The sequence below is a fragment of the Streptomyces sp. NPDC002773 genome (assembly GCF_040295605.1).
In the GTDB taxonomy this organism is placed as follows: domain Bacteria; phylum Actinomycetota; class Actinomycetes; order Streptomycetales; family Streptomycetaceae; genus Streptomyces.
Map to the genome: position 1 here is coordinate 355417 of NZ_JBEOVO010000002.1, position 8206 is coordinate 363622.

The 8206-nt window shown below is 71.2% G+C and carries 11 protein-coding genes; 6 read left to right on the forward strand and 5 right to left on the reverse strand.

Going from position 1 to position 8206, the window contains the following annotated elements:
- Positions 1–37 precede the first annotated feature (37 nt).
- Positions 38–916: a Cof-type HAD-IIB family hydrolase gene (locus ABT034_RS04245; RefSeq protein WP_351211052.1), complete on the reverse strand. Its 879-nt coding sequence runs from the start codon at positions 914–916 to the stop codon at positions 38–40.
- A gap of 274 nt (positions 917–1190) precedes the next feature.
- On the opposite strand from ABT034_RS04245, the gene ABT034_RS04250 reads away from it, so the two are divergent.
- On the forward strand, positions 1191–1433 hold the full coding sequence (locus tag ABT034_RS04250; RefSeq protein ID WP_351211054.1) for a hypothetical protein: 243 nt from the start codon (positions 1191–1193) through the stop codon (positions 1431–1433).
- A gap of 170 nt (positions 1434–1603) precedes the next feature.
- Here ABT034_RS04250 and ABT034_RS04255 read toward each other — a convergent pair whose 3' ends face one another.
- Both ABT034_RS04255 and ABT034_RS04260 read right to left on the reverse strand, forming a co-directional pair.
- Entirely contained in the window at positions 1604–1747 is a 144-nt protein-coding gene (locus ABT034_RS04255; protein ID WP_351211056.1) for a hypothetical protein, read from the reverse strand.
- 145 nt (positions 1748–1892) lie between these two features.
- Positions 1893–2105, reverse strand: a complete 213-nt coding sequence (locus ABT034_RS04260; RefSeq protein WP_351211058.1) for a hypothetical protein — start codon at positions 2103–2105, stop codon at positions 1893–1895.
- 264 nt (positions 2106–2369) lie between these two features.
- On the opposite strand from ABT034_RS04260, the gene ABT034_RS04265 reads away from it, so the two are divergent.
- The 3 genes from ABT034_RS04265 (at position 2370) to ABT034_RS04275 (ending at position 4600) form a co-directional block, all read left to right on the forward strand.
- Positions 2370–3365 carry a helix-turn-helix transcriptional regulator gene (locus ABT034_RS04265; RefSeq protein ID WP_351211060.1) on the forward strand — a complete coding sequence of 332 codons (996 nt, stop codon included), beginning with the start codon at positions 2370–2372 and terminating at the stop codon, positions 3363–3365.
- Between the two features lie 352 nt (positions 3366–3717).
- On the forward strand, positions 3718–4269 hold the full coding sequence (locus ABT034_RS04270) for a LuxR C-terminal-related transcriptional regulator (protein WP_351211062.1): 552 nt from the start codon (positions 3718–3720) through the stop codon (positions 4267–4269).
- Positions 4270–4387: 118 nt separating this feature from the next.
- Positions 4388–4600 (forward strand): MbtH family protein, encoded by a 213-nt coding sequence (locus tag ABT034_RS04275; RefSeq protein WP_351211064.1) that lies wholly within the window; start codon positions 4388–4390, stop codon positions 4598–4600.
- Here ABT034_RS04275 and ABT034_RS04280 read toward each other — a convergent pair.
- Positions 4560–5336: a 4'-phosphopantetheinyl transferase family protein gene (locus tag ABT034_RS04280; protein ID WP_351211066.1), complete on the reverse strand. Its 777-nt coding sequence runs from the start codon at positions 5334–5336 to the stop codon at positions 4560–4562. The two genes, ABT034_RS04275 and ABT034_RS04280, sit on opposite strands and share 41 nt — an antisense overlap.
- Positions 5326–5616 carry a phosphopantetheine-binding protein gene (locus ABT034_RS04285; RefSeq protein WP_351211068.1) on the reverse strand — a complete coding sequence of 97 codons (291 nt, stop codon included), beginning with the start codon at positions 5614–5616 and terminating at the stop codon, positions 5326–5328. The genes ABT034_RS04280 and ABT034_RS04285 overlap by 11 nt, the downstream gene beginning before the upstream one ends.
- A gap of 307 nt (positions 5617–5923) precedes the next feature.
- Between ABT034_RS04285 and ABT034_RS04290 the strand changes: the two genes are divergently transcribed.
- Positions 5924–6745 carry a TauD/TfdA family dioxygenase gene (locus tag ABT034_RS04290; protein WP_351211070.1) on the forward strand — a complete coding sequence of 274 codons (822 nt, stop codon included), beginning with the start codon at positions 5924–5926 and terminating at the stop codon, positions 6743–6745.
- Positions 6746–6822: 77 nt separating this feature from the next.
- Positions 6823–8190: a serine hydroxymethyltransferase gene (glyA, locus tag ABT034_RS04295; protein ID WP_351211072.1), complete on the forward strand. Its 1368-nt coding sequence runs from the start codon at positions 6823–6825 to the stop codon at positions 8188–8190.
- The last annotated feature ends 16 nt before the right edge of the window (positions 8191–8206 follow it).

Consider the following 8206-nt stretch of genomic DNA (forward strand, 5'->3'; position numbering starts at 1 on the left):
CGGCGGGTGGCCGGTTCGGTCCGCGCCCGGACACGCCCTAGGTGGTCTGCCGGGGTTCGGCGGCGGCCTTCGCCTCGGTGATCAGTTGTTCGATGACGACGGCCACGCCGTCCTCGTCGTTGCTCGCCGTGCGGCCCGAGGCGGCGCTGATCACGTCGGGGTGGGCGTTGCCCATCGCGTACGAGCGGCCGGCCCAGCTCAGCATCTCGATGTCGTTCGGCATGTCGCCGAAGGCGACCACCTCCTCGGCCGTGATGCCGCGCTCGGCGCAGCACAGGGCCAGGGTGGAGGCCTTGGAGACGCCGAGCGCGCTGATCTCGATGAGGGCGGTGGGGCTGGACCGGGTGAACGAGGCCCGTTCTCCGGCGGCCGCGCGGGCCGTCGCGAGGAACACGTCGGGGTCGAGCTCCGGGTGCTGGGCGAGCAGCTTGAGGACCGGGGCCGCGGCGCCGGGCGTCTCCTCGAAGAGGAGCTTCTCCGCGGTGGCGACGGTCGCCCCGGGGTCGAGGAAGAACGGCGGGTACTGCGGCTCGTAGTGGATCCCGGTGGTGAGCTCGACCGCGAAGGACGTTCCCGGTGCGGCGGCGCGCAGCGCCCGGACGACGTCGAGGGCGATCGGCCGCTCCAGCGGGTGCACCTCGAGGAAGGTGCCTCCCGTGTGGAGGTCGACGACGGCGGCGCCGTTGGCGCAGATCGCGAGGCCGTGGCCGTGGACGTGGTCGCTGACGACGTCCATCCAGCGGGCCGGGCGGCCGGTGACGAAGAAGACCTCGATCCCGGCCCGCTCGGCCGCGGCGAGGGCGGCGACCGTGCGCTCGGAGACGGTCTTGTCGTCGCGCAGCAGCGTGCCGTCGAGGTCGGTGGCGATCAGCCGGGGCGCCGGGGCGGGAGTGTGCGGGGCACGGGGAGAGGTCACCGCACCATTCTTCCGCACCGAACGCACGGGCGTGCGGGGAGCCGCACATATGAGTGCCCGAAGGTCGTCGGCCGGGCCCGGCGGGGGCGGGACCGCACCGCCCGGCGGGTACGCCCCGACATGGCCGTAAACATCCGTTCGTTTTCGGGCCCGCGGGGGAATGTCCCTGAGAGCTGATGGCGTCTCAGGGGGGCGGGACATGGGCTCGGGCCGGCGAAGCGACGCGTGCGACTCCTGCGGTGTGCCGTACGGGACGGGGGTCCCGGGTCTCGGCATGGACCTCTGCCCGCGGTGCGAGGGTTTCGGGGCGGCGACGCCTGCGACGCGGGACCCGGTGCTGGTGGGGGACGTGCTGGCGGGCCTGGTGAACGCCGCGGCGTTCACGGCCGCCGTGCCGGAACCCCGCTCCGGGGCGCCCGCACCGGATACGGCCGCTCCCGCGCTCGCGGCCTGCGGGCAGTGCGGGGCCACGCCCGGCGGTTCGCCGTGCACGGTGACGCTCGCGCGTGAGGTGTGAGGTGGGTGGGGGGACGCGTGCGTGATCCCTGAAAGCCGAGACGGCATCGAGGACCGTTGTCCTCGATGCCGTGCTCATTCTGGAAAGGGCACTCCGGGCACTCCGGGCGCCCCGTCCCGCGTCACCGGGCGACGCCATGGCGGCGAAGCGTCGAGGCGTCGAGGCGGATGTCAGCCCCAGATCATGTCGTCCGGCGCGGGGCCGCCGACGACGACGGACTCCGTGGTGTCGCCGGACATGGCGACCGCCGGGGTCAGGAGGGCAAAGGCCGTCAGGAGAACCGCAGCCCAGCGGGCGGGACGAAAGCGCAGCAACGGATGATTCCCTTCCGAAGTCGGTGAGTTGTTCCTTCTGTGCGACAAGCTTCGCCAAGCAGAAAGACCTTCGGAAGAGGAATCCGGTGGACGGAACGGGCCCTGGACCGAAACGGTCAGCGGCACGTGTCCCCGTACTCAATGGTCAGACATCGGGACTCAGCCACAGGTCTTCGAGACCGTGCGGGGCGAGCAGCGGCGCCTCGGAGCGCCCGACCCGCCACCCCGGCAGCGGACCGATCGCGTCCACCGCGCGTCCGCACAGTCTCGCCGCCGTCTCCTCCGCGTCCCGCAGGCCATCGGTCAGCAGGTAGACGCCCACCGTCACCCCGTGCCCCGGGCGGGGGTGGATGACCACATGTTCCACCCCTTCGTCGGGGTGCGCCAGGGCGCGAAGGAGATCCGCGAGGTTCCGAGGGATACACAAGTCCACCTTCCTGTTAAGGAGTTCGGTGTGAACGAGATACACGCTCGCATTTTCCCAAAAGGGCGAACACGGGAGAAGAGCACCAGAAGTCCCATTCCGGCAATGGCCGGTACAGTCCACCCCTCCACCTGTAGAAATCAAGCCACACGTGTGATGATGTAGCGTCTTTACGAGAGCTCCGGGGGGAGAAGTTCCGTGCTCAAGTCGCTTGGTCTCGATGCCATTGCCGAGGCCGTCTACCGGGGCCTTCTCGCGCAGCCGCGTGACGGCGTCACGGACCTCGCTGAGCGACTGGGGCTCACTCCCGAGCAGGTGCGCCACGCCCTCGACACCCTGAGCGAGCTGGCACTGCTCAGACCCTCGTACGACCGCGAGGGCGAGCTGTGGCCCGTATCGCCCGAGGTCGGCCTCCAGATGCTGATGGCGCGCCAGCAGGCGGAACTCGCCGCGCACCAGAAACAGATGGAGGACTCGCGGGCGGCCGCGGCCCGGCTGATCGCGGAGTTCGCGGAGGCACGGCCGGCCGACACCCGCTCGCACAGCGAGCGCCTGACCGGGATCGACCAGATCCGCGACCGGCTCGCGGCCCTCACCCGGGAGACGCGGGAAGAGGTCATGACCTTCGCCCCCGACGGGCCCCAGCGGCCGGAGCACATCGAGGCCGCGAAGCCGCTCAACCAGGAACTCCTGGAGCGCGGTGTCCGGATGCGGACGGTCTACCTCAACAGCGCGAGCAACAGCCCGCACACCCTCCAGTACGTGAGCTGGCTGTCCAAGTTGGGCGGCGAGGTGCGTACCGTGCCGACGCTGCCGACCCGGATGATCGTCGTCGACCGCAAGGCCGCCGTCATCCCCGTGAACAGCGACAACAGCTCCGAGGGAGCCCTCGTACTGACCGGCCACGGCACGCTGACCGCGCTGTGCGCGCTGTTCGACAGCGTGTGGAACGGCGCCCGGCCGCTGAACGAGGAGAGCAGGGCCGACGACCAGGGGCTCACCGACCAGCAGGCCATGGTCGTGGTCCTGCTGGCCGAGGGCCACACGGACGAGACCATCGCCAAGCGGCTCGGGGTGTCGCCGCGGACCGCTCGACGCCTTGCCTCCGAGCTGATGACCCGGCTCGGGGCGCGCAGCCGGTTCGAGGCGGGTGTCCGCGCCGTGCAGAACGGCTGGATCCCGGAGCACCGCTGACCGTCGGAGACCGGTGGTCGTTGATCGGGCCGGTCGTTTCCTTGTAGACCGGTGGCCCTGAGATGGGCCGGTCGTTCGCCCCCGTAGACCGGTGGCCCTGAGGTGGGCCGGTCGTTCCCCCCCGTAGACCGGTGGCCCTGAGGTGGGCCGGTCGTTCCCCCCCCGTAGACCGGTTGCCCGTGTGGCAGGCCGGTTTTTTCGCCGTACCCCTGCGCGCCCTGCGCCCCGATGTCCCCTTCTGTCCAGGACCCCAATGGGCCACCGGAGTTGTCTTCCGTACCGTCCGAACGATCCAGAAGATTGGCCCCGTACCGCCGGAACGGACCGGAACCAGCGCAGACGGGGAGTCGACATGGTGCGTGCCGGGATCTTCGTCCGGAACCAGCTCGCCCTCCTGGGCGTCCGCTACCTGCTCGACGCGGAGGCCGACATCCAGGTCGCGTTCGCGACGGGCACGCCCTTCGCGGTGGCGGCCGGCACGGTCGACTGCCTGGTCCTCGACCTGGGCCTGCTCGACGCACTGCCCGCCGGGGTGCCCGCCGCCCGTACGGTCCTGCTGACGGCCGACGGAACCTCCGCCGGCCGCGCCGCGGGCCCGCACCGGATGGGCGAGACGCATCCGTTCGACGACGCGCCCCTGCTGCTCGTGGACGCCGTCCGGCGGGTGGCGGGCCCGGTCCCGGCCGGTGCCGGACCCGGCGCCCCGCAGGGCGTCGCCACGCTCTCCCCGCGGGAGCGCGAGGTGCTCGGGCATCTCGTCGAGGGCTGCACCCACGACCAGGCGGCCCGGCGGATCGGCATCAGCCAGCACACGGTCGACACGTACGTGAAGCGCATCCGCTCCAAGCTCGGCGCGCACAACAAGGCGCAGCTGGTCCGCGCCGCCCTGACCGCGCACCCCTAGGGCCTGTCTGACAATTCCCGCCGGGTCCGGCCCGCCCGGCACGCACGGCCTGATCCGACGCGAATTGTCAGACAGGCCCTAGCCGAAGAAACCCCCGACAACGACAGCAGGTGGAGACATGACGTCCGAAGACAACAGCGCCCATCTCGTGGTCCGCAATCACGAACTGCGGTACTCGCTCTGGCCCGCCGACCGCGAGCTGCCGGCCGGCTGGGAGCCGGACGGGTTCCGTGGCGACCGGCAGCAGTGCCTCGACCACATCGAGCAGGTGTGGACGGACATGAGGCCGCTCAGCGCCAGGACCCCGGAGCCCGCGGCGGCCCCGCGCTGAAGGCGGCGGCCGAGGGGCGGCTCCGGGAGTAGGCGGTGAAGGCCAGCGGCCCGCCGCCGATCACGGTCACCGCGGCCGCGCGGCCCGCACCCGCCTCCAGGTCGGCCAGTACGAAGTCCTCGGCCGGCCTGGCGGCCGGACCTCCCAGGAACAGCACCCTCGGGTCCTCCTCCGGGGCCGATACCCCGATCTCGGCCAGCGGCACCCGCAGCCCCAGGCCCGTCGCCTTGAGCACGGCCTCCTTCCGGGTCCACATCCGGTGGAAGCCGCTCGCGGTGGCGTGGGCGGGGGTGCGCGGTTCCGCCGGTCCGATGACATGGGGGAGCAGTTCCGCGGGGGACACGGACGTGCTGATCTCCTCCACGTCGATGCCGACCGCACCGGCCCTGGTCACGGCGACCGCCACCCGGTCGCCCGAGTGCGAGACCGACACCTGGAGCCCGGTGCCCGGCAGTTCGGGCTTGCCGTGGTTCCTGTCGCAGTCGGGGCAGTGGGCGACCACCTCGACACGCCGGGGCGGAAGGCCGAGGTAGCCGGCCGCGGCGGTACGCAGCAGGGCCCGGCCGGCGATGAACCGGCGGCGGTCCTCCGCCCTGCGCAGCTGCGGGACCCGTTCCTGTTCGGCCCCGTCGAGCAGGGTCTGGCAGTCGTCGGTGACCGTGGCCGGATCGGTCCACCAGATGTGGCAGTCGGCCGGACCGAGCGCCGGGACGGCCGGGGGCGCGTCAAGCAGCACGTGCTCTCCCTGGGGTCGAGGGCAGAGCCCGGGTGACGCGCTCCACCATGGAGCCGAACGAGGCGTCGACGGCCAGGTCGCTGCTGCTCACCTCGACCCCGAAGACGTCGGCCGCCCGCGCGGTGACCTGCACCGCGAGCAGGGAGCGGCCGCCGACGGCGAAGAAGTCCGTGGCGTCCTCGACGCGGTCCATCGCGAGCGCCCCGCACCAGATCTCTGCGAGCCGGCCGCGTACGGCGCCGGGCCCGAGGTCGTCTTCCACCGCATCGCCTTCCGTCATGCCTTCCACTGCCGGTCGGCCTCCCATGGTCACCGTCTCGCGGCGCGAACACACGCCCCCGAAAGCCGTGACACCTGTTTGGGGGACACCGCCTGTTCAGGAATGGGACATCGCACCGTCCACGCCTTGGACGGAATTGCACGCCCCCGGCATTGACCGGATCCGTCCAGGGATCCGATATTGCCCACCCTCTCGGCGCCCCTCTAACGTCACCGTCGTGATCGAAAGTCAGGGCCTCTCCTCACTAGGAATTCTCATGGCTGCAACCCCCTTCAAAATGTCTCCCCTTTCCGATCACCACGGTCTGGTGATCGAGAGTGCGGATCTTCCCCTCGCCGAACTCCCGCACTCCGAGATAGCCGAACTCTTCAAGCAGCACGGCACGCTGATGTTCCGCGGGTTCGGGGCCACCGCCGACGATTTCCGCGCCCTTGTGCAGAAGTTCTCGTCGAAGCTCTTCTTCCACCAGAACCCCAACCGCGAGACGATTTCCGACGACGGCGCCGTCCTCCTCGTGGACGCGCACCGGAATCCCATTCCGGCGCACTCCGAGATGAGTTACTGCCCGCTGCACCCGGGCCTCCAGTGGTTCTACTGCGTGCGGCCGGCCGACGAGGACGGTGAGACGACCGTCTACGACGGCGTCGAGGCGTACAAGCGGCTCGCCACCGAGACCCGCGACCTGTTCGACAAGCTCCGGCTGACCTGGCGCCTGCCGTTCCCGACCGCCCCGGAGCACCAGGAGCGCGTGTTCGGTACGGCCGACCGCGCCGAGCTGGAAGCGCTGTTCGCCACGTTCGACGACTTCGCGTACGACTTCGACGACGCCGGGAACCTCAACTGGAAGTGGACCGTCTCCGCGGTCCCGCAGGCGCCCTACGTGGACGCGCCCACGCTGTGCAACAGCTACCTGGGCTCCGGCGCGATCGTCTCCTTCGAGGACGGATCCTCCATCCCGCAGCACGTCCGCTGGGACGCGCTCGACGCCACCGAGCAGGTGCGGGTCGACCTCCAGTGGCAGGCCGGCGACATCGTCATGATCGACAACAAGCGCGTGATGCACGGCCGGCGCGGCTTCGAGGACCCCGACCGCAAGGTCGCGGCGATGCTCTCGACGCCGAACTTCTGACCGCCCCCACCACCTCCACGCGTCGTCGCCCTCGCCTCGCCCGTCGACCGCCGCTCTCACAGTTTGGATGCGACTCCATGACCCACGCCGTCGGTCTGCCCACGCTCACCGGTCCGACCGCCCCGCTGTCGTCCTTCTACGAAAACGCCCTGCACGCCATGGAGCTCGGCGACCCCGCGCTCTACGGGCTCATGGACGACGAGCTCCGCCGGCAGCACGAGACCCTCGCCCTGGTCGCCTCGTGCAGCCCGGTGACGCCCGCGGCGCTGCTCGCCGAGGGCAGCTTCTTCGCCAACGTCACGGCCGAGGGGTACCCGGGCCGCAGGTTCCACGCCGGCTGTGTGAACGTCGACAAGGTCGAGCGGCTCGCGGTCGAGCGCGCCAAGCAGGCCTTCGGCGCCCGCTACGCCAACGTCCAGCCCCACTCGGCGAGCACCGCCAACCAGGTCGTCATGAACGCGCTCCTGAAGCCGGGCGACCCGATTCTGGGCCTCGACCTGGACGCGGGCGGCCACCTCAGCCACGGCGCCTCGGTCAACATCTCGGGCCGGATCTTCGACGCGCACAGCTACGGCCTCGGGCCCGACGGCCTCATCGACTACGCGGAGGTCCGGGCCCAGGCCCTGCTGCACCGGCCGCGTCTGATCGTCGCGGGCACCACCGCCTACCCCCGTACGCTCGACTGGGCCGCGTTCCGCGCCATCGCCGACGAGGTGGGGGCGTACCTGCTCGCCGACATCACCCACATCGCCGGTCTCGTGGTGGCCGGGCTGCACCCGTCGCCGCTGGCCCACGCCCATGTGGTGACCACCTGCACGCACAAGCAGCTCTACGGCCCGCGCGGCGGTCTGATCCTGCTCGGCGACTCCGCCGACACCGTGCTCCCCACCGGCCGTACGCTCCGGCAGACCCTGCAGAGCGGGCTCTTCCCGCTGATCCAGGGCGCGCCGGTGGTGAACAGCATCGCCGCCAAGGCCTACGCCCTCGGGGCGGCGACCACGCCGGAGTTCACCGCCAGGATCCACCGGGTGCGCGACCTCGCGGCCGCGCTCGCCGAGCAGCTCGTGGGCCGTGGTGTGCGGGTCATCTCCGGCGGCACCGACAACCACATCGTCGTGGCCGACGTCCTCACCTCGTACGGCGTCACGGGCGTCAACGCCGAGAAGGCGCTGGAGCAGTGCGGCATCCTCGTCAACAAGAACCGGATCGTCGGTGACGCGCACTCGGCCATGGTGACGTCGGGCGTGCGGTTCGGCAGCAACAGCATGGCGGCGCGCGGGTTCGAGCTCGCCGACGTCGCGGAGGTCGCGGGCCTCGTCCACGAGGTGCTGACCGCCACGGAGAACACGGCGAACACCACGTACGCGCTCGACCCCGCGCTCCAGGCGCGCGTCCAGGAGCGGATCCGCTCCCTCTGCCACCGCCGGCCCGTCGCCGGCTACTGACCGCGATTCCCCGGCG

Coding starts and splice junctions, on each gene's coding strand:
- ABT034_RS04250 (WP_351211054.1), top strand. CDS start 1,191: ATGGACCTCTGCCCGCGGTGCGAGGGTTTCGGGGCGGCGACGCCTGCG.
- ABT034_RS04270 (WP_351211062.1), top strand. CDS start 3,718: ATGGTGCGTGCCGGGATCTTCGTCCGGAACCAGCTCGCCCTCCTGGGC.
- ABT034_RS04275 (WP_351211064.1), top strand. CDS start 4,388: ATGACGTCCGAAGACAACAGCGCCCATCTCGTGGTCCGCAATCACGAA.
- ABT034_RS04285 (WP_351211068.1), bottom strand. CDS start 5,616: ATGACGGAAGGCGATGCGGTGGAAGACGACCTCGGGCCCGGCGCCGTA.
- glyA (WP_351211072.1), top strand. CDS start 6,823: ATGACCCACGCCGTCGGTCTGCCCACGCTCACCGGTCCGACCGCCCCG.